General features: G+C 72.3%; 16 protein-coding genes. 9 read left to right on the top strand and 7 right to left on the bottom strand.

Annotated elements, in window-relative coordinates; genetic code table 11:
* Window positions 1–134: 134 nt before the first annotated feature.
* The 4 genes from ACIP94_RS25465 to ACIP94_RS25450 all read right to left on the bottom strand — a co-directional run bounded on the left by ACIP94_RS25465 (window position 135) and on the right by ACIP94_RS25450 (window position 4,015).
* Entirely contained in the window at window positions 135–551 is a 417-nt protein-coding gene (locus ACIP94_RS25465; protein WP_402429963.1) for a PTS-dependent dihydroxyacetone kinase phosphotransferase subunit DhaM, read from the bottom strand.
* The gene (gene dhaL, locus ACIP94_RS25460; protein WP_402429960.1) at window positions 544–1,143 is read right to left on the bottom strand and encodes a dihydroxyacetone kinase subunit DhaL; all 600 of its coding nucleotides are present in this window, start codon (window positions 1,141–1,143) and stop codon (window positions 544–546) included. The genes ACIP94_RS25465 and dhaL overlap by 8 nt, the downstream gene beginning before the upstream one ends.
* 67 nt (window positions 1,144–1,210) lie before the next feature.
* Window positions 1,211–2,203, bottom strand: a complete 993-nt coding sequence (dhaK, locus tag ACIP94_RS25455) for a dihydroxyacetone kinase subunit DhaK (RefSeq protein WP_402429957.1) — start codon at window positions 2,201–2,203, stop codon at window positions 1,211–1,213.
* A gap of 1,326 nt (window positions 2,204–3,529) precedes the next feature.
* On the bottom strand, window positions 3,530–4,015 hold the full coding sequence (locus ACIP94_RS25450) for a hypothetical protein (protein ID WP_402429954.1): 486 nt from the start codon (window positions 4,013–4,015) through the stop codon (window positions 3,530–3,532).
* Between the two features lie 796 nt (window positions 4,016–4,811).
* Between ACIP94_RS25450 and ACIP94_RS25445 the strand changes: the two genes are divergently transcribed.
* Window positions 4,812–6,167: an NAD(P)/FAD-dependent oxidoreductase gene (locus tag ACIP94_RS25445; RefSeq protein WP_402429951.1), complete on the top strand. Its 1,356-nt coding sequence runs from the start codon at window positions 4,812–4,814 to the stop codon at window positions 6,165–6,167.
* A 126-nt stretch (window positions 6,168–6,293) separates the two neighbouring features.
* On the opposite strand, the gene ACIP94_RS25440 is transcribed toward ACIP94_RS25445, so the two are convergent.
* Window positions 6,294–6,635, bottom strand: coding sequence for a DUF6479 family protein (locus ACIP94_RS25440; protein ID WP_402429948.1), 342 nt, complete (start codon window positions 6,633–6,635; stop codon window positions 6,294–6,296).
* 97 nt (window positions 6,636–6,732) lie between these two features.
* Between ACIP94_RS25440 and ACIP94_RS25435 the strand changes: the two genes are divergently transcribed.
* From ACIP94_RS25435 to ACIP94_RS25405, 7 genes are all read left to right on the top strand, one after another.
* Window positions 6,733–7,098: a ferredoxin gene (locus tag ACIP94_RS25435; protein WP_402430262.1), complete on the top strand. Its 366-nt coding sequence runs from the start codon at window positions 6,733–6,735 to the stop codon at window positions 7,096–7,098.
* Between the two features lie 309 nt (window positions 7,099–7,407).
* Window positions 7,408–8,595, top strand: a complete 1,188-nt coding sequence (locus tag ACIP94_RS25430; protein ID WP_402429945.1) for an acyl-CoA dehydrogenase family protein — start codon at window positions 7,408–7,410, stop codon at window positions 8,593–8,595.
* A gap of 116 nt (window positions 8,596–8,711) precedes the next feature.
* Window positions 8,712–9,608, top strand: a complete 897-nt coding sequence (locus ACIP94_RS25425; RefSeq protein WP_402429942.1) for an oxygenase MpaB family protein — start codon at window positions 8,712–8,714, stop codon at window positions 9,606–9,608.
* Window positions 9,609–9,696: 88 nt separating this feature from the next.
* Window positions 9,697–11,262, top strand: coding sequence for a phytoene desaturase family protein (locus tag ACIP94_RS25420; protein ID WP_402429939.1), 1,566 nt, complete (start codon window positions 9,697–9,699; stop codon window positions 11,260–11,262).
* Between the two features lie 54 nt (window positions 11,263–11,316).
* Window positions 11,317–12,426, top strand: a complete 1,110-nt coding sequence (locus ACIP94_RS25415) for a nitronate monooxygenase (RefSeq protein WP_402429936.1) — start codon at window positions 11,317–11,319, stop codon at window positions 12,424–12,426.
* Window positions 12,423–13,973 (top strand): acyl-CoA synthetase, encoded by a 1,551-nt coding sequence (locus ACIP94_RS25410; protein WP_402429933.1) that lies wholly within the window; start codon window positions 12,423–12,425, stop codon window positions 13,971–13,973. Before ACIP94_RS25415 ends, ACIP94_RS25410 begins: the two co-directional genes overlap by 4 nt.
* Before the next feature lie 154 nt (window positions 13,974–14,127).
* Window positions 14,128–15,627, top strand: a complete 1,500-nt coding sequence (locus ACIP94_RS25405; RefSeq protein ID WP_402429930.1) for an acyl-CoA synthetase — start codon at window positions 14,128–14,130, stop codon at window positions 15,625–15,627.
* A 39-nt stretch (window positions 15,628–15,666) separates the two neighbouring features.
* On the opposite strand, the gene paaK is transcribed toward ACIP94_RS25405, so the two are convergent.
* The gene (gene paaK / locus ACIP94_RS25400; protein ID WP_402429927.1) at window positions 15,667–16,962 is read right to left on the bottom strand and encodes a phenylacetate--CoA ligase PaaK; all 1,296 of its coding nucleotides are present in this window, start codon (window positions 16,960–16,962) and stop codon (window positions 15,667–15,669) included.
* Window positions 16,963–17,156: 194 nt separating this feature from the next.
* Here paaK and ACIP94_RS25395 point away from each other — a divergent pair, with 194 nt between their 5' ends.
* A complete protein-coding gene (locus ACIP94_RS25395; protein ID WP_402429924.1) occupies window positions 17,157–17,990 on the top strand; it encodes an alpha/beta fold hydrolase in 834 nt (277 codons plus the stop codon).
* A 150-nt stretch (window positions 17,991–18,140) separates the two neighbouring features.
* Here ACIP94_RS25395 and ACIP94_RS25390 read toward each other — a convergent pair whose 3' ends face one another.
* Window positions 18,141–19,757, bottom strand: a complete 1,617-nt coding sequence (locus ACIP94_RS25390) for an acyl-CoA synthetase (protein WP_402429921.1) — start codon at window positions 19,755–19,757, stop codon at window positions 18,141–18,143.
* Window positions 19,758–19,811 lie beyond the last annotated feature (54 nt).

Below are 19,811 nucleotides of genomic sequence, written 5' to 3'. Positions count from 1 at the left end.
GTGCCGAACCGCGGCCCGCACCGCCCCCCCGGCGGCCTGCGGCCGCCCGCGGCCGGCCCGCGGGGCTCGGGCGGGGGGCGGCGGCGGCCCCCCCCCCGCCCCCCCCCCCCCCCCCCCCCCCCACGGCCGTCGTGTCACTCCTTCCGGTACCCGTACGCCTCCGTGGCCGCCGCCTCCACCGCCGCCAGGTCCGCGCCCGCCGAGGCCGTGACGACCGCGGCGACCGCGCCCTCGACAAAGGGGGCGTCCACCAGCCGGGTATTCTCGGGGAGTTCGTCGCCCTCGGCCAGCAGCGCCTTCACGGTGAGCACGGCACTGCCGAGGTCCGCGAGCACGGCGACCCCGGCCCCCCGGTCCACGGCGGCGGCCGCCGCGGAGACCAGTTCGGAACTGGTGCCGAGCCCCCCGTCGACCGTGCCGCCCGCCGGGGCGACGGGCACCGCGGTGGCGCCGCCCGCCAGCCCCTTGGCCAGGTCCGCGACGGACTCGGCGACGGCGGCACTGTGCGAGACGAGCACGACGCCGACCAGCTTGTCCGAGGTGTCACTCACCGGCGGCCTCCACGAGCGCGGCGATCAGCAGGGCCGAGGAGGTGGCACCCGGGTCCTGGTGCCCGATGCTGCGCGCGCCCAGATAGCTCGCCCGGCCCTTGCGGGCCTGCAACGGCGTCGTCGCGACGGCGCCCTCCTCGGCGGCCGCTCCCGCCGCCTCGAACGAGGTGCCCAGCGCGTCCACCGCGGGGACCAGGGCGTCGATCATGGTCTTGTCGCCGGGCGCGGCGCCGCCCAGTGCCATCACCCCGTCCACGCCCGCCCGCAGCGCCTGTGCCAGCTGCTCCTCGGTGACCTCCTCAACGTCCCCGAGCGCCTTGCCGGCGCGGCGCAGCAGGGTGCCGTACAGCGGACCCGAGGCGCCGCCCACCGTCGAGATCAGCTGCTTGCCGGCGAGCTGGAGCACCGCGCCCGGTGTGGCCGGCTCCTCCTTGTCCAGGGCGGCGGCGACCGCGCGGAAGCCGCGTTGCAGATTGGTGCCGTGGTCGGCGTCGCCGATCGGCGAGTCGAGCGCGGTCAGTCGCTCCGCCTCACGGTCGACGGAAGCGGCGGTCGCCGTCATCCAACGGCGGAAGAAGTCGGCGTCGAGCACAGGATCTCCTTGCGTGATACGGACGTTGACCTCACTCACGGTCCCGGGGCAGCCGTGTGCCCGAGGCTCACCTGCCCCAGCGCAGGCCCGGCGTGCTGACCGGCGCGTCCCACAGTCGCAGCAACTCCTCGCTGATCTGGCACAGGGTGACCGACGCGCCGGCCATGTCGAGCGAGGTGACGTAGTTGCCGACGAGGGTGCGGGCGACGGCGACGTCGCGCTCGGCCAGCGCCCGCTGCACCTCGGCGTTGTAGCCGTACAGCTCCAGCAGCGGGGTGGCGCCCATCCCGTTGACCAGGACCAGAACGGGATTGCGCGGCCGCATGTCCTCGACGATGGCGTTCACGGAGAAGTCGGCGATCTCGCGCGCGGTCATCATGGCGCGCCGCTCACGCCCCGGCTCGCCATGGATGCCGATGCCCAACTCCAGCTCGCCCGGCGGGAGGTCGAAGGTCGGGGTGCCCTTCGCGGGCGTGGTGCAGGCGCTGAGGGCGACACCGAAGCTGCGCGCGTTCTCGTTGACCTGCCGGGCGATGGACGCCACGCGCTCCAGCGGCTGCCCCTCGTCCGCCGCCGCCCCCGCGATCTTCTCCACGAACAGGGTGGCACCGGTGCCGCGCCGGCCCGCCGTGTAGAGGCTGTCGGTCACGGCGACGTCATCGTTGACCAGCACTTTCGCGATCTGGATGCCCTCGTCCTCGGCCAGTTCGGCGGCCATGTCGAAGTTGAGCACGTCACCGGTGTAGTTCTTGACGATGAACAGCACGCCGGCGCCGCTGTCGACGGCCGCCGCGGCGCGCACCATCTGATCGGGCACCGGGGAGGTGAACACCTCGCCGGGACACGCGGCCGAGAGCATGCCCGGGCCCACAAAACCGCCGTGCAGCGGCTCGTGCCCCGAGCCGCCACCGGAGACCAGCGCGACCTTCCCCGCGACCGGGGCGTCCCGCCGTACGATCACCCGGTTCTCCACGTCGACGGTCAGTTCGGGATGCGCGGCCGCCATGCCCCGCAGCGCGTCCGAGACCACCGTCTCCGGGACGTTGATCAGCATCTTCATGGGAGCCTCCTGACGTGCCTGGCAGTCTTCGGTCTCGGTGGCCGTGAGCGGTGCGCGGTGAGCCACTGTCGGCAGTATCCGTGTTCGAGGGGCACTGGTCACGTGCGTGGACGTTCTCGGGCGTGTACGGGGGTGGCGCACCCCGACACGACCTGGAACGGCCTGTGGTGGCTGACGCCCGCCCGACCGAGGAGGGACCCCGACCGGGGCCGTCGTACGGCGTACCGACGCCGGGGCGCAAAGGGCGACGCGTGGGTTCCGGTCGCCGTGGCCGGGACGTCACACCCCGGCTCAGCCGGATCAGCGCCGCCCCATGGTCGCGGCCGACGTCGGCCCGGCCGTCCCCTGTCAGGAGGAGGACTCCATGCAGGTTTCCCCCCGCTCGACGTCTGCTCCGCCGCCGGCCGCCGCTTCGGCGGCGGCCGGCCCGGGAACTGTCGAAGAGATCGCTGCACGGGTCGCCGGGCTGTACGGCCCGGACGCGGTGCGGACGGCGCCGTGTCCGCCCTGGACGGACCCGCCGCCCGGTCGCGCCGGGCCGGCTGATCGCGCTCAACGCCGTGCCGCCGGCCAAGGCGTTGGCCGACGCGGGCAGGGACGTCGCCGTGGGGCCCCACGAGCAGCACGTGGGCGACCGGCAGGCGGTCCTGGCCGGGCCGGCTCATCACCCGGGCGTCACGCCCCGTCCGACACGCCCCCGTCCGACACACCCCCGTCCGACACACCCCAGTCGATTCTCCCGGCAGCGCACACAGAGTGCCGGATCCGACGTTCGTCACCACCACCGGCGGCGGCAAGGACGAACCGCTCGCCGAAGTCGACCCTGCCGCGGCGGACCTGGTGCGTGGGAACGTGGCCGCCACGGCGGCCGGCGCCCGGACGTTCCTGGACGAGCAGGTCGCGGCAACCGCGGCCGAGCGGCCGGCCGGTGACGGCCGGGAGGGGGTGTGCAAGTCCGCCGTCCGTCGCCGGACGCCCGCACGGACTCAGGTATCCGAAGGGCCTGTTCCGTGGGCGGCCCGCCAACACAGCGCACTGGGTGAACCGGTCGGCGCTCCCGCCCCCATACCGGGGTGCGGCAGCCCCGGAGTCACAGACTCCGGGACTCTGTCGGTTCCGGGCCGCGCCGCCGCCTGGCGTGGCCGGGGCCGAGGGCATGGCACTGTCGGCGCAGTGTCATGCGCGCACATGCGGTGACGCCGGCGGTCTCGTCGTGAGACCCGGGCACAGGCTCGTGGGCCGCACAGAGGCAGATCCCTGGAACTCATGAGACTGTCCGGGCACATGCGCCCACACGAGACATGAGGTGTGCGGTGTAGCCGGGGACTAGAAGTAGATGATGTCCCAGTGGCTGCTTTCGTCGCAGTAAAGGTCGCCTGACGGGGACTTCCACAGCGGGAAGCCATCGCCACGGAGGCCGACGTACTGGAAGGTGTTCTTGATGTAGCCGTTGAGAGCCGGGCTGGGCCGGAGGTCGATCTTGTAGCCGTTGGCGTGGGTGTACTTCTCGCCTTCCCCGTGGCCGACCTCGGTGCCGCCCATGACGACGAGGCTCGTGACGCCGCTGGCCTTCTTGAGGTTGATCACCCCGTCCACCGTGCTGCTGAGGATCCCCTCGTAGGAGACGCAGCTCGGGTTGTTCTTGTCGGTACAGCCCCCGGGGGATGTGGCCGTGATGCCGTTGGGGATCAGTCGCACCTCCGCCTCGGCCTGGGTCAACGGCATGCCGGAAGCCGAAGCAACCCCGGCGGTGAACAGCAGAGCGGCCCCGATCCCGGTGACAGTGACTGTCAGCTGGGGCAGTACGCGCATGGTGCCTCCTGAAGGTTGGGGGTCTGACGCCTACCGTGCGTCACGTACAACGACCGTTCTCCGCACTGGTCCGCCGCGGCTGGAGCACTCGGAGACGCAGCCGCAGACCCCCGCAGTCGGCGCACTTCATGCGGTCGCACGCCGGGCACGGGGCGTCTTGCGGGGGCGGAGTGGGAAAACACTCGCGGCGGCTCAAGCCGGCACAGTGCCCGCAGGTCGTCTTCACCTCCCCAGACTCATCCCGCCGGTCGGGTTCGCGACGCCGCGACACGCCCCGGTCACTCCGCCGCAGCGCCCCGGCTCCCAGTCGGGTGAATCGGCGCACCGCGCGGGCCGGTGAAGACAAGGCAGTGACGAGGAGGACCAAGTCCGGCGCCGGCATGTTCCCGGCCGCCGCTGCGAGCGGTGATGGATTCCCCGCCTCGGTTTCAACCTCGTCTCGGCCGCAACAAAGCAACGGGGGCCGCGTACGGGGGCGGGCCGGACGCGCGTACGAGGGCAGGCGGCCGTCGGCGCGCTGCCCCGGCCCCCGCCCCCGGTGCCGATGGCATCCGACCGGGGCCCCACCGGGCGGACCTCGCGATCCCGACGCGTACGGCCCGATCGCCGCGGCCACCGCCGGCCCCCGCACGGACGACCTGCCGCCGCAGAGCAGCCTCCGCGGAGCGCGGCGCACCGAGGACGACCTCGTCCACCCCGGGCCCCGGGACCCGCGGGCATCGACGGCGCGGTGGCGGTACGGGCCCGGGTTACCTAGCGTGGCAGGCGTCGATGTCTCCGCCTGGAGGGACCTGTGATGACCGTGCCCCGGATCCTGATCGTCGGTGGCGGATTCGCCGGGATGGAGACCGCACGCAAACTGGAGCGCATCCTCAAGCCCACCGAGGCCGCGCTCAAGCTTGTCACGCCGTACGACCACCAGCTCTATCTGCCGCTGCTTCCGCATGTCGCCGCCGGCATCCTCACCCCGCAGTCGGTCGCGGTCAGCCTGCGCCGGCTGCTGCGCCGTACCGTCATCGTCCCCGGCGGCGCCGTCGGCATCGATCCGGCAGCCAAGGCCGTCGTGGTGCGGAAGATCAACGGCGAGACGACCGTCGAGCACTACGACTATCTGGTGCTGGCACCGGGCAGCGTGACGCGGCAGTTCAACATCCCCGGAGTCGAACAGCACGCGGTGGGCATGAAGACGCTCGCCGAGGCGGCCTGGGTTCGTGACCATGTCATCTCCCAGCTCGACCTCGCCGCCGCGAGCTCCGACCCGGCGGAGCGCGAGACCCGGCTGCGGTTCGTGGTCGTCGGCGGCGGCTACGCCGGCACCGAGACCGCCGCCTACCTGCACCACCTCACCACCGCCGCCGTCAGGCGCTACCGGGGCCTCGATCCGGCGCTCATCAAATGGCACCTCATCGACATCGCGCCCAAGCTCATGCCGGAACTCGGCGACCGGCTGGGCCGACGGGCCCTCGCCATCCTCAGGCGGCGCGGCCTCGACATCTCCCTCGGGGTCTCGGTCGCGAAGGTCACGCGGGACACCGTCACCTTCACCGACGGCCGCACACTGCCGTGCCACACCCTGATCTGGACCGCGGGGGTGGCGCCCAGCCCGCTGATCGCCACCCTGGACACCGAGACCAACCGCGGCCGGCTGGTCGTCCGCCCCGACCTGACCGTGCCGGGCCTCGACGGTGTCTTCGCTCTGGGGGACGCCGCCGCGGTGCCCGACCTGTACAAGGGGGCCGACGCGCTCTGCCCGCCGACCGCCCAGCACGCCATGCGCCAGGGCTGGATGGCCGCGAAGAACGTGGCGGCGACGCTGCACGGCGCACCACGCGCCGCCTACCGTCATCGGGACATGGGCCTCGTCGTCGACCTCGGCGGCCTCCAGGCCGTCTCCAAGCCGCTCGGCGTGGAGCTCACCGGGCCGCCCGCGGAGTTCGTCGCACGCGGCTACCATCTCGCGGCCCTGCGCACGATTCCGGCCCGTATGCGCACCTTGACCAACTGGACGCTCAACGCGCTGACGGGCTACGACTTCGTCCGCACCGGCTTCCAGGCCGGCCGCCCCGCCACGCTCGCGGACTTCGAGCGGACCGATGCCTACCTCACGCCGGACCTGATCACCTCCCACACGGCGCCCAAGTCGTCCGGCTGAGCGCCGGGCCCAAGCCGTCCGGCCGAACCTGGGGTGCGACCGCCGTCCGGCCGAACCTGAACCTGGGGTGCGACCGCCGTCCCGGCGGACGGTAGCCCGAGGGCGGTCGTCCGGCCCGCCGCTGCCTCAGGCGTCGCTGCCGCCCCGGTCCCAGCGGGGACGCCCGGTCGACGCGCTCGTCCGTGACCCGAGATTGCCGTGCGCCTTCAGCTCGTGCGGCGTGAGACGGCGCCGGCCCCTGGGCACCTCGTCGGGTTCACGGTTCTCCATGACCACGCCCACCGCACCCGCTTCGGGCAGCCCCGGCTGCTCCTCCGGGCGTGGCGGGGCGGGCTCGCGGCGCCGGACGCGTGCGCCCAGCCAGAAGGCGCCGAGCAGGAGCGCCACCACGACCAGACCCACGAGAAAGGGCCCGAGGCCGATCTGCAGGCCATGGGCCACGGCGATGTCCATCGACACGGTACTCATGGCGCGTGGGTACCCCTGGTCCCCGCGGTGAACCCACTCGGCGTACGGACACGGGAGTTTGACGGGGCCGCCACCGGCTACCCGCTCCGCCGTGACGATGACATCCCAACAGGAGGTCTACCGCTTCCTGGAGGATCGCTTCGCCTGCGCGCTGGCCTGCACCGAGTGCGCGCGGGTGTGCGCTCTACGCGCGAGCCTCGCGGAGACGGAAGGCCCCGAGGACCAGGAGTCCCTGCGGCGGAGGGGAATCACGTGCGCGGAGGTCTGCGACGCGACCTGCCGGATGCTGTCCGACCAGGCAGCCCAGGACGAGGCCCGCCTCCGCAGCGAGGTGGAGCGGTGCCGGGCCGTCTGCCTCGAGGGCGCGCACGTCTTCGACGCCGACCCCCGCGGCGAGGAGGCCGCCCGGGCGTGCCGGGCGTGCGCCCTGGCCTGCTCCGCCTTCCTGGCGACACTCGGCTGACGGACCGGCTGGACCTACCGGACCCGCTGGAACCACCGGATCTACCGGACCCGCTGGATCTACCGGACCCGCTGGACCTACCGGATCTACCGGACCCGCTGGAACTACCGGACCCGCTGGGACTACCGGACCTACCGGATCCACTGGAGCTACCGGAGGACTACCGGACCGTTGGGCGGACCGCTGGGCCGGCCGGACGAGACAGACCCGTCCTCCAGTCGCGAGCCGGTGCACCGGCATTCCCAATTTCTGGAACACGTTCTACGGTGTGCGCCGTCAGAACCCGGCCTTGGGGAGCCAGGAGGCGCCGTGCACCTCGACTACACGCCCGAGCAGCAGCGCTTGCGCACGGAACTACGCGGCTACTTCGCCGAACTCGTCCCGCACAACGCCTACGCCCGCCACGGCGACCCGGCGGCCCAGAAGCGGTTCTACCGTGACACCATCCGCCGCCTGGGCCGCGACGGCTGGCTCGGCGTCGGCTGGCCGAAGGAGTACGGCGGGCGCGGGCTGGGCGCCATGGAGCAGTTCATCTTCTTCGACGAGGCGGCGCAGGCAGGCGTACCGCTTCCGCTGATGGCGCTCAACACGGTCGGCCCCACCCTCATGCGGTTCGGCACGGAGGAACAGAAGGCCCGCTTCCTGCCGGCGATCCTCTCCGGCGAGATCGACTTCGCGATCGGCTACAGCGAACCGGACGCGGGCACCGACCTGGCGTCCCTCAGGACGCGCGCGGTACGGGAGGACGGGAACGGGGGAGAGTACGTCGTCAACGGCCAGAAGATCTGGACCACCAACGGCGACACGGCGGACTGGGTGTGGCTCGCCGTGCGCACCGACCCCGACGCTCCGCCGCACAAGGGCATCACCATGCTGCTCGTGCCGACCACCGACCCCGGCTACTCCTGCACCCTCATCCGCACCCTCGCCTCCCACGACACCACCGCGAGCCACTACGAGAACGTCCGCGTCCCCGTCTCCCATCGTGTCGGCGAGGAGAACCAGGGCTGGCGGCTCATCACCAACCAGCTCAACCACGAGCGAGTCACCCTCGCCGCGCACGGCACCATGGCGATCCGCGCCCTGCACGACGTACAGCGCTGGGCCATGGAGACCAAGCTCGCCGACGGGCGGCGGGTCGTCGACCTGCCCTGGGTCCGGCGACTGCTCGCCCGGACCCACACCAGACTGGACGCGATGAAGCTGCTCAACTGGCGGATGGTGAGCGCCGTCGAGGACGGCACGCTCACCCCGCAGGACGCCTCCGCCGTCAAGGTCTACGGCTCCGAGGCCCGCCGCGACGCCTATGCCTGGCTCATGGAGATCGTCGCCGCCGCGGGCGCGCTGAAGGAGGGATCGGCGGGCGCCGTGCTCCACGGCGAACTGGAACGCGGCTACCGCTCGGCCGTGATCTTCACCTTCGGCGGCGGCAACAACGAGATCCAGCGCGAGATCATCTCCTGGATCGGCTTGGGGATGCCGCGCGTGCGCCGCTAGCCCGGCCGGGTTCGCGCCCGATCCGGGGAAGCGTGTCTCGGCCGATGCCGGCGACCTTCGCGAGGCGCGAGAATAGCGGGGGAGCGGCAGGTTCGCAGGGGGTCGCGGAGGTGCTGGTGGGGTTGCGGGCCCGGATCGCGGACGAGCTCAAGGCGACCGTGCACGGCGGGGACCTCAAACTGGAGCGGTACGAGGGACCGGCGGGTGACCCCGGGCTGCTCGGGATCACCCCGGGCGATCCCGCCTGGCGGGTGCACGGGCATCCGACCGGCATGCTGACCGGCGGGTTCGCGGCGCTGATGCTCCAGTCACTGCACCCTCTGGCCATGGCCGGGGTCCACCAGCACTCGGACTTCCGGTCCGACCCGGTCGGCCGGCTCATCGGCACCGCCCGGTTCGTCACCACGACGACCTTCGGGTCCGCGGCGGCGGCGCACGAGGCGATCGCTGTCGTCCGCCGGATCCACACCCGGGTGCGCGGCACCGCCCCGGACGGCCGGCCCTACCGCGCGGACGACCCCGAACTGCTGACCTGGGTGCACACCGCGGAGGTGCGCAGCTTCCTGGAGGGCTACCAGACGTACGCGCCGGGGGCGTCCCGGCTCACGCCCGCCGAATGCGACGCGTACTACCGCCAGGTCGCCCCGGTCGCCGAGGCGCTGGGCGCCGAGAAAGTGCCCGGCAGCGTGCGGGAGGTCGAGCGCTATCTCACCCGGATCCGCCCGCACCTCCGCGCCACCCCGGCCGCGCTGGACTCCGTGCGGTTTCTGCGCGGCTTCGGCCGCACCGGACAAGAGCGGCTGGTCGTGCGGGTGCTGATGAATGCCTCGGTCGGGCTCCTTCCCGACTGGGCGCGGGCCGAACTCGGCATGCGTCGTCCGGCGGCGGTGCGCTTGCGCTGGGACCGGCCGTCGGCCACCGTGGTCGGCCGCACGCTCGAGTGGGCGCGCGGTCCGTCCGAGATCCTCGCCGCCGCGCAGCGCCGTACGGCCTCGCCGCCGGTGGACGACTGACCAGGCGGCGGATGCCTCGTCGTACCGGCGGTCAGGGAGCGGCGGCCCGGCTCTGGCCGGGCCGGATCACGGCGTGCTACGAAGAGACATGCCTGTACACGAGGGACACGAGGAATACGACGCAGTGATCGTCGGCGGGGGGCACAACGGGCTGGTCGCCGCCGCCTATCTCGCCCGGGCCGGACGTTCCGTGCTGGTGCTCGAGCGGCTGGACCACACCGGGGGCGCCGCCGTGTCCACCCGGCCGTTCGCCGGGGTCGACGCGCGGCTGTCGCGCTACTCGTACCTGGTCAGCCTGTTGCCGCGGAAGATCGTCCGGGAGCTGGAGCTGGACTTCCGGGTGCGCGGGCGCACCGTGTCCTCGTACACCCCCGTCGAGCGCGGCGGGCGCCCCACCGGCCTGCTCGTCGGCGGCGGCGAGGGGCGCACCCGGGAGGCCTTCGCCCGGCTCACCGGATCCGACCGCGAGTACGAGGCCTGGCAGCGCTTCTACGGGATGACCGGGCAGGTCGCCGAGCGGGTGTTCCCGACGCTCACCGAGCCGCTGCCCACCCGGGACGAACTGCGCCGCCGCGTCGACGACGAGGAGGCGTGGCGGGTGCTGTTCGAGGAGCCCATCGGCGCCGCCGTCGAGAGGTACTTCGCCGACGACCTCGTTCGCGGGGTCGTGCTGACCGACGCGCTCATCGGCACCTTCGCCGACGCCCACGACCCCTCGCTGCGGCAGAACCGCTGCTTCGTCTATCACGTGATCGGCGGTGGTACGGGCGCCTGGGACGTCCCCGTCGGCGGCATGGGCGCGCTGACCGACGCGCTGGCGACGGCCGCGCGGGCCGCCGGCGCGGTGATCGCCACCGGGCACGAGGTGGTCGGCATCGAGAGCGACGGGCGCACCGCGGAGGTCGCGTTCCGCACCGAGGACGGCGACGGTACGGTCATCGCCCGGCATGTCCTCGTGAACGCATCGCCGCAGGAGCTGGCCCGGCTCACCGGCGACACCCCGCCCGCCCCGGCCGAGGGCGCCCAGCTCAAGGTGAACATGCTGCTCGAACGGCTGCCCGCGCTGCGCGACCCCGGGGCCGATCCGCGCGAGGCCTTCTCGGGGACCTTCCACATCGCGGAGGGATACGAGCAACTGGCCACCGCGCACGCCCAGGCGGCCGCGGGCACGTTGCCCACCGCACCGCCCTCCGAGATCTACTGCCACTCGCTCACCGACCCGACCATCCTCGGCCCCGACCTCGTCGAGCGGGGCTACCAGACCCTCACCCTCTTCGGCCTGCACACCCCCGCGCGGCTCTTCGAGCGCGACAACGACGGTGTGCGGGAGGAGCTGCTGAAGTCCACGCTGGCCCAACTGGACGCCCATCTCGCCGAGCCCCTGGAGGACTGTCTGGCCCGGGACGAGGACGGGCGCCCCTGCATCGAGGCGAAGACCCCGCTTGACCTGGAACGGGATCTGCGCCTGCCCGGCGGCAACATCTTCCACCGCGAGCTGGCCTGGCCGTACGCCCAGGAGGGCACCGGACGCTGGGGCGTCGAGACCCGCCATGCCAACGTCCTGCTGTGCGGCGCGGGCGCGGTGCGCGGCGGCGGGGTGAGCGGGGTGCCGGGGCACAACGCGGCGATGGCGGTTCTCGAAGAGGAGATCTGACGGAGTATCAGAAACAGTCTTCCCTCCTCCCGGTGGCTGCGGCATCCTGCGCCCATGCAGACGGAGCTGAGCAAGCAACTGGGAGTCGAGCACGCCCTCTTCGGCTTCACACCGTTCCCCGCCGTCGCCGCGGCCATCAGCAGGGCGGGCGGTTTCGGGGTGCTCGGCGCGGTCCGCTACACCGCCCCCGGCGAACTCGAGCGTGACCTCGACTGGATCGATGCGCATGTGGACGGCAGGCCCTATGGCCTCGACGTCGTCATGCCCGCGAAGAAGGTCGAAGGCGTCACGGAGGCCGATGTCGAGGCGATGATCCCGCAAGGGCACCGCCAGTTCGTCGAGAACACCCTCGCCGCGTACGGGGTCCCCGAACTCGGCGAGGGCGAGGCGTCCGGGTGGCGGATCACCGGCTGGATGGAGCAGGTGGCCCGCACCCAGCTCGAAGTCGCCTTCGACTACCCGATCAAGCTGCTCGCCAACGCCCTCGGCTCCCCGCCCGCCGACGTCGTCGCCCGCGCCCACGGCGAGGGCGTGCTGGTCGCCGCCCTCGCCGGCAGCGCCCGGCACGCCCGCAAGCACCGGGACGCGGGCATCGACATCGTCGTCGCCCAGGGATATGAGGCGGGCGGCCACACCGGGGAGATCGCCACCATGGTGCTCACTCCCGAAGTCGTCGAGGCCGTCCACCCGTTGCCGGTGCTGGCAGCCGGCGGCATCGGCAGTGGAGAGCAGGCGGCCGCCGCGCTCGCCCTCGGCGCGCAGGGGGTCTGGCTGGGCTCGGTCTGGCTGACGGCCACGGAGGCCGAACTCCCCTCGCCCGTCCTCGTTCGAAAGCTGCTCGCCGCCGGATCCGGCGACACGGTCCGCTCACGAGCGCTGACCGGCAAGCCGGCCCGGCAGCTGCGTACCGCGTGGACCGACGTCTGGGACGCCCCGGAGGGGCCCGGCGCCCTGCCCATGCCGTTGCAGGGGCTGCTCGTCGCCGAGGCGGTCACCCGTATCCAGAAGTACGAGGTGGAGCCCCTGCTCGGCGCACCGGTCGGCCAGATCGTGGGCCGGATGACCAGCGAACGCAGTGTCCAGGCCGTCGTCGACGACCTGACCCGCGGATTCGAGCGGGCCGTCGACCGTATCAACCGGATCGCCGGAAGGAGCCAGCAGTGAGCCGGCCCGCCAACGGTTTCTGGGCCCAGGCGGCGGCGGACCCCGGGCGCATGGTCCTCGTCGCCCCCGACGGGGAGGAGTGGACCGCCGGGCGGCTGCTCGCCGCGGCACACCGGCTGGTGCACGGACTGCGCGCCGCGGGACTCGAACGCGGTGACTCCTTCGCCGTGGTGCTGCCCAATGGCGTCGAGTTCCTCACCGCCTATCTGGCCGCCACCGAGGCCGGCCTGTATCTGGTGCCCGTCAACCACCACCTCGTCGGGCCCGAGATCGCCTGGATCGTCGCCGACTCCGGCGCCAAGGTGCTGATCGCGCACCAACGGTTCGCCGACGCGGCCCGGAGCGCCGCCGACCAGGCGGAGCTGCCGGCCGGCCGCCGGTACGCGGTCGGCGAGGCGGAGGGCTTCCGGCCGTATGGCCGACTCCTCGCCGGACAGCCCGAGTCGGCGCCGGAGGGGCGCACCCTCGGCTGGGTCATGAACTACACCTCGGGCACCACGGGCCGCCCGCGTGGCATCCGCCGTCCGCTGCCCGGAAAACCCCCCGAGGAGGCCTACCTCGGCGGCTTCCTCGGCATCTTCGGCATCAGGCCCTACGACGACAACGTCCATCTCGTCTGCTCGCCGCTCTACCACACGGCCGTGCTCCAGTTCGCGGGCGCGTCCCTGCACCTCGGGCACCGGCTGGTCCTGATGGACGGATGGGCACCGGAGGAGATGCTCCGCCTCATCGACGCCCATGCGTGCACCCACACGCATATGGTGCCCACCCAGTTCCATCGCCTCCTCGCCCTCCCCGAGGCGGTGAGGGCGCGCTACGACGTCTCCTCCATGCGGCATGCGATCCACGGCGCCGCGCCCTGCCCCGACCATGTGAAGCGGGCGATGATCGAGTGGTGGGGCGACTGTGTCGAGGAGTACTACGCGGCGAGCGAGGGGGGCGGCGCCTTCGCGACCGCCGAGGACTGGCTCAAGAAGCCCGGCACGGTCGGCAAGGCCTGGCCCATCAGCGAGCTGGCGATCTTCGACGACGACGGCAACCGGCTGCCGCCCGGTGAACTCGGCACCGTCTACATGAGGATGAGCACCGGCGCGTTCTCGTACCACAAGGACGAGGCCAAGACGAGGAAGAACCGCATCGGTGACTTCTTCACGGTCGGCGACCTCGGCTGTCTCGACGAGGACGGCTATCTCTTCCTGCGCGACCGCAAGATCGACCTGATCATCTCCGGCGGCGTCAACATCTATCCGGCCGAGATCGAGGCCGCCCTGCTGGGGCACGCCGCCGTGGCCGACGCCGCCGCCTTCGGGATCCCGCACGACGACTGGGGCGAGGAGGTGAAGGCGGTCGTCGAACCGGTTCCCGGCCATGAGCCCGGCCCCGCCCTCGCCGCGGAGATCCTCGCTCACTGCGCCCGGCAACTCGCCGGCTACAAGCGCCCCAGGAGCGTCGACTTCATCGAGTCGATGCCCCGCGACCCCAATGGCAAGCTGTACAAGCGCCGGCTGCGCGCCCCCTACTGGGAGGGCCGCACCCGCCCGCTGTGAGCCGGGCTCAGGCCCCGGGGGCCGCGACGATGCGCCACTGACCGACCTGCCGGTAGTCCGAGTCGCCGCCCCCTGAAGCCGCGACGGGCTTGACCTGCCTCGCGTGGCGCCACGAGGATCGCGGCAGGAGCAAGGGCGGACGAAGGGGCGGTTCATGACGGCGGGACGAAGCGTCACGGTCGACGGCACACTGCGGCGCAGCGCCCGGCGCACCCCGGAGCGGGTCGCGATCCACTACGGCGACCGGTCGTGGACCTACGCGGAACTCGACGACGCCGTGTCCCGGGCCGCCCGCGTCCTGCGCGAGAGCGGACTCGCCCCCGGTGACCGCGTCGGCGCCTACGGCCACAACTCCGACGCCTATCTGATCGGCTTCCTGGCCTGCGCCCGCGCCGGGCTGGTGCATGTGCCGGTCAACCAGAACCTGACCGGCGACGACCTCACGTACCTCGTCGAGCAGTCGGGCTGCGCACTCGTCCTCGCCGATCCGGTCCTCGCCGGGAACCTTCCCGAGGGCGTACGCGTACGGCCGCTGCGGGACGCGGACGACTCCCTGCTCGCTCGTCTCGCGGTGACCGAGCCGTACGACGGCGAGGAACCGTGCGGCGAGGATCTGGTGCAACTGCTCTACACATCCGGCACGACCGCGCTGCCCAAGGGCGCGATGATGACGCACCGGGCGCTGGTGCACGAGTACCTCAGCGCGATCACCGCACTCGATCTGAGCGCGGGCGACCGGCCCGTGCACGCGCTGCCGCTGTATCACTCGGCGCAGATGCACGTCTTCCTGCTGCCGTATCTCGCCGTCGGCGCGACGAACATCATCCTGGACGCGCCCGACGGTGACCGGCTCTTCGACCTCATCGAGACGGACCGCGCGGACAGCCTGTTCGCCCCGCCCACCGTGTGGATCGGTCTCGCGGGCCGCCCGGACTTCGCCACGCGTGATCTGAGCGGGCTGCGCAAGGCGTACTACGGCGCCTCGATCATGCCCGTCCCCGTCCTGGAGCGTCTGAGGGAGCGGCTGCCGAAGCTCGCGTTCTACAACTGCTTCGGGCAGAGCGAGATCGGCCCGCTGGCCATGGTCCTCGGGCCCCAGGAGCACAAGGGGCGCATGGACTCCTGCGGGCGCCCGGTGCTGTTCGTGGAGGCGAAGCTGGTCGACGAGTGCGGCAAGGACGTGCCCGACGGGGAGCGGGGCGAGATCGTCTACCGGTCACCGCAGTTGTGCGAGGGGTACTGGGACAAGCCCCAGGAGAGCGCCGAGGCCTTCCGTGACGGCTGGTTCCACTCCGGCGATCTCGCCGTGCGTGACACGCACGGCTATTTCACGATCGTCGACCGGGTCAAGGATGTCATCAACTCCGGTGGCGTGCTGGTCGCCTCGCGGCAGGTCGAGGACGCGCTGTACACCCATGAGCGGGTCGCCGAGGTCGCGGTGATCGGCCTGCCCCACGAGCGGTGGATCGAGGCGGTCACCGCGGTCGTCGTGGCCCGGGGAGAGGTGACCGAGAGCGAGCTTCTCGCGCACGCGCGCGAGAAGCTCGCCCACTTCAAGGCTCCCAAGCGGGTGCTGTTCGTGGACGAGCTTCCCCGCAATGCGAGCGGGAAGATCCTCAAGCGGGCGCTGCGGGACCGCTTCGCCGAGGCCTGAGAGGGTCAGCGCGGCCGCGTCGCCGAGGCCTGAGAGGGGTCAGCGCGGCCGCAGATCCACGATCCGCCGGATCTTGCCCACCGAGCGCTCCAGCGACTCCGGCTCGACGATCTCCACGCCGACCGAGAGGCCGATCCCGTCCTTCACGGCAGCGGCGATGGTGAGCGCCGCCGCGTCGCGCTGTTCGGGAGTGGCGCCGGCCCGGGCCTCGGCCCGCACCGTCAGCGCGTCGAGCCGCCCCTCGCGGCTGAGCCGGAGCTGGAAGTGCGGTGCCACCCCGGGGGTGCGCAGCACGATCTCCTCGATCTGGGTGGGGAAGAGGTTGACGCCCCGCAGGATCACCATGTCGTCGCTGCGGCCGGTGATCTTCTCGATCCGCCGGAAGACCCGGGCCGTGCCGGGCAGCAGGCGGGTGAGGTCCCGGGTCCGGTAGCGGATGACGGGCATGGCCTCCTTGGTGAGGGAGGTGAACACCAGCTCGCCCTCCTGGCCGTCGGGCAGCACCTCACCCGTGAGGGGGTCGACGATCTCGGGGTAGAAGTGGTCCTCCCACACATGCAGGCCGTCCTTGGTCTCGACGCACTCCTGCGCCACGCCCGGACCGATCACCTCCGACAGCCCGTAGATGTCGACGGCGTCGATCGCGAACCGCTCCTCGATCTCGCGCCGCATCTCCTCGGTCCACGGCTCGGCGCCGAAGATCCCGACGCGCAGGGAGGTGGTGCGCGGGTCGACGCCCTGGCGCTCGAACTCGTCGAGGAGGGTCAGCATGTACGACGGGGTGACCATGATGACGCCCGGCTTCAGGTCCTGGATCAGCCGCACCTGGCGTGCGGTCATGCCGCCGGAGGCGGGGATCACCGTACAGCCGAGGCGTTCGGCGCCGTAGTGGGCGCCGAGGCCGCCGGTGAACAGGCCGTAGCCGTAGGCCACGTGCACCGTGTCGCCGGGGCGGCCGCCCGCCGCGCGGATCGACCGGGCCACCATGTCCGCCCACAGCGACAGGTCGCCTTCGGTGTACCCGACGACGGTGGGGCGCCCGGTGGTGCCGCTGGAGGCGTGGAGGCGCCGGATCCGCTCGCGGGGCACGGCGAACATCCCGTACGGGTAGTGATCCCGCAGATCGGCCTTCACGGTGAACGGGAACCGGGCGAGATCGGCGAGCGTCCGGCAGTCGTCCGGGTGGACCCCCGCCTTGTCGAAGGCGTCCCGGTAGAAGGGCACGTGCGCGTACGCGTGCCGCAGCGAGGCCCGCAACCGCTCCAGTTGCAGCTCCCGCAGCGCCTCGGGATCGAGCCGTTCCCCCGCGTCCAGCAGGTCGTGCGCGTTCGCCATGAGGGCGTCTCCCTCGTCAATCACATCATTCCGGGCGACCGATCATTCGGTCGGATCTTGTGGGGATCAGTAATCCAGGTCGTCCGCTCGAAGGCAAGAGGCTGGTTTCAACTTTCCGGCGCCCGTCCCGGCCCCGGCGGCCGGGTCCGGATACCGCGTTGCCCCCCGGCCCACCCTGCCGTGAAGATCGGGACATGCCAAGCTTCGACGCATACGACGGGACCCGACTCACCTACCACCCGCGGGGAGAGGGCGAGCCGCTCGTCGTGCTGCCCGGTGGACCCATGCGGGCGTCCGCCTATGTCGGGGACCTCGGCGGACTCACCGCGCGGCGCCGGCTGGTGCCGCTCGATCTGCGAGGGACCGGGGACTCCGCGCCGGCGGATCCCGCAACCTACCGGTGCGACCGGCTCGTCGACGATGTGGAGGCGCTCCGCGCGCATCTCGGGCTGGAGCGCATGGACCTGCTCGGGCACTCGGCGGGCGGGAGCCTCGCCCTGCTCTACGCGGCCCGGTATCCCGAGCGCGTCTCCAGGCTGGCCCTGATCACCGCGATCCCGTGGGCCCTGGGGATGCGCGCCACCCCCGAGGAGCGGCTCGAGGCGGCCCGGCTGCGCAAGGACGAGCCCTGGTTCGCGGACGCCTTCCCGGCGTTCGAGGCCTGGCTGAGGGGAGAGGGCGCATACGACCCCGCCTTCGTGCCGTTCTTCTACGGGCGCTGGGACGCGGTGGCCCAGGCCCACGCGGCGGCCGACGAGGAGCAGACCAACGAGGCCGCGGCCGACGTCTATCACTCCGAGGGCGCCTACGACCCGCCCGCGACCCGCGCGGCGCTCGCCGGCCTGACCGCGCCGGTCCTCGTCTACGCGGGCGAGCTCGACGGCGGCCCTGTTCCCGAACTGGCCGGCCGTGTGGCGCACGTCGTCCCGGAAGCCGAGGTCTTCGTCCAGCCGTCCGCGGGCCACTACCCCTGGCTGGACGACCCGGAGCGGTTCAGCGCACGCGTCGGCGACTTCTTCGCCGGGTGACCGGTACGGGTTCCTCGGGGGCGCCTGGCTTGCGTTCCCCGGGGCCTCCCGGGATTCGTGTCGGCCTCCCGTGCGCGGCAGCCTGATGTCCTCCTACGTGTCGCGGAGCAACCTCGCCCGGGGCCCTGTGCGCCACGCCGTGCGGGTCGCTCAGCGGGCGCCCGACGCCACCTCCTTCGCCCAGCGGTAGTCCGCCTTTCCGCTGGGCGAACGGCGGACGGCTTCGGTGATCACCAACTGGCGGGGGACCTTGTAGCCCGCCAGACGCGACCGGCAGTGGGCCTGGATGTCCTCCAGGGACGGCCGGGGCGCGCCCTCGCACAGTTGCACCACCGCCGCCACACGGTTGCCCCAGATCGCGTCCGGCACCCCCGCGACCAGGGCGTCGTACACGTCGGGATGCGCCTTGAGGGCCTGTTCGACCTCCTCCGGGTACACCTTCTCCCCGCCGGTGTTGATGCACTGCGAGCCGCGGCCGAGGACCGTGACGACGCCCTCCTCGTCGACCGTCGCCATGTCACCGAGCAGCACCCACCGCTCGCCGTCCTTGCGGAAGAACGTCTCCGCGGTCTTCGCCGGGTCGTTGTAGTAGCCGAGGGGCACATGTCCCCGCTGGGCGATGCGGCCCGGCTGCCCGGCCGCGACCGGCTCGTGGGTGACCGGATCCACCACACGCGTACGGGAGTTGACCCGGATCCGAAAGCCCCGCTCGGGTCCCGAGTCACCGGTCGCGGTGCCGTTGAAGCCCGACTCCGAGGAGCCGAAGTTGTTCAGCAGGAGCGCGTTCGGCACGAGTTCCCGGAACCGCGCGCGCACGGTGTCCGACATGATCGCCCCGGACGACGACACGCTGAACAGGGACGAGCAGTCCGTCCCCTTCATGGGGCCGCTCAGCGCGTCGATCAGCGGCCGCAGCATCGCGTCCCCCACCAGCGACATGCTGCTGACCTTCTCCTTCTCCACGGTCCGCAGGACCTCCGCCGGGACGAACCTACGGTGCAGCACCACCCGCTGGCCGAAGTTGAATCCGATGAACGCCGTGAGCGTGGAGGTGCCGTGCATCAGCGGGGCAGCCGGAAAGAAGGTGATGCCCTCCCCGCCGGCCGCGACCCGCTCGGCCAGCTCCGCCGGTGACCGCACCGGCTCCCCGGTCGGAGCGCCGCCACCGAGCCCGGAGAAGAACAGGTCCTCCTGCCGCCACATCACCCCCTTCGGCATCCCCGTCGTGCCGCCGGTGTAGATGATGAACTGGTCGTCTCCCGAACGGGCCGGGAACCCGCGCTCCGGTGATCCGGCGGCCTCGGCGCCGGTGAAGTCCAGGGCGGGCAGTGGGGCGGCGCCCGGCGCCGGAACCCCCACCCGCAGCACCCGCCGCACCCCGGGGACCTGGGGCAGCGCCGCCGCCACCCGGTCGGTGAACTCCGCGTCGAGGACCAGGGCCACCAGGTCGGCGTCCCGGTAGAGATAGACCAGCTCCTCTTCCACATAACGGTAGTTGACATTGACCGGCACGATGCGCGCCTTCAGGCAGCCCAGAACCGTCTGCAGATACTCCACCCCGTTGTACAGATGCAGCCCGAGGTGCTCCCCTGCCCGTATCCCGGCATCGAGCAGATGGTGTCCGATGCGGTTGGCCGCCGCGTCCAGGTCCGCGTAGGTGAGGCGGCGCTCCGCTCCCGTGCCCGGGTGGTCGACGTAGACGAGCGCCTCACGGTGCGGGACCACGTCGACGACCGACTCGAACAGGTCGGCAAGGTTGTACTCCACCGCTCCTCCTGTCCCCGGTGACGCCCGGCGAGGTGGGCCGGGTCCGTCGGTTCG

Origin of the sequence: Streptomyces sp. NPDC093261, from assembly GCF_044753645.1 — a bacterium.
Taxonomy (GTDB): domain Bacteria; phylum Actinomycetota; class Actinomycetes; order Streptomycetales; family Streptomycetaceae; genus Streptomyces.
The sequence above is the reverse complement of the archived record's forward strand: the minus strand, read 5'-3'. Positions and strand labels throughout refer to the sequence as shown.

What these genes read in the sequence shown, in the direction of transcription:
- dhaK (WP_402429957.1), bottom strand. Translation starts at nt 2,203, where the DNA reads ATGAAGATGCTGATCAACGTCCCGGAGACGGTGGTCTCGGACGCGCTG.
- ACIP94_RS25450 (WP_402429954.1), bottom strand. Translation starts at nt 4,015, where the DNA reads ATGCGCGTACTGCCCCAGCTGACAGTCACTGTCACCGGGATCGGGGCC.
- ACIP94_RS25445 (WP_402429951.1), top strand. Translation starts at nt 4,812, where the DNA reads ATGACCGTGCCCCGGATCCTGATCGTCGGTGGCGGATTCGCCGGGATG.
- ACIP94_RS25440 (WP_402429948.1), bottom strand. Translation starts at nt 6,635, where the DNA reads ATGAGTACCGTGTCGATGGACATCGCCGTGGCCCATGGCCTGCAGATC.
- ACIP94_RS25435 (WP_402430262.1), top strand. Translation starts at nt 6,733, where the DNA reads ATGACATCCCAACAGGAGGTCTACCGCTTCCTGGAGGATCGCTTCGCC.
- ACIP94_RS25420 (WP_402429939.1), top strand. Translation starts at nt 9,697, where the DNA reads ATGCCTGTACACGAGGGACACGAGGAATACGACGCAGTGATCGTCGGC.
- ACIP94_RS25415 (WP_402429936.1), top strand. Translation starts at nt 11,317, where the DNA reads ATGCAGACGGAGCTGAGCAAGCAACTGGGAGTCGAGCACGCCCTCTTC.
- ACIP94_RS25405 (WP_402429930.1), top strand. Translation starts at nt 14,128, where the DNA reads ATGACGGCGGGACGAAGCGTCACGGTCGACGGCACACTGCGGCGCAGC.
- paaK (WP_402429927.1), bottom strand. Translation starts at nt 16,962, where the DNA reads ATGGCGAACGCGCACGACCTGCTGGACGCGGGGGAACGGCTCGATCCC.
- ACIP94_RS25395 (WP_402429924.1), top strand. Translation starts at nt 17,157, where the DNA reads ATGCCAAGCTTCGACGCATACGACGGGACCCGACTCACCTACCACCCG.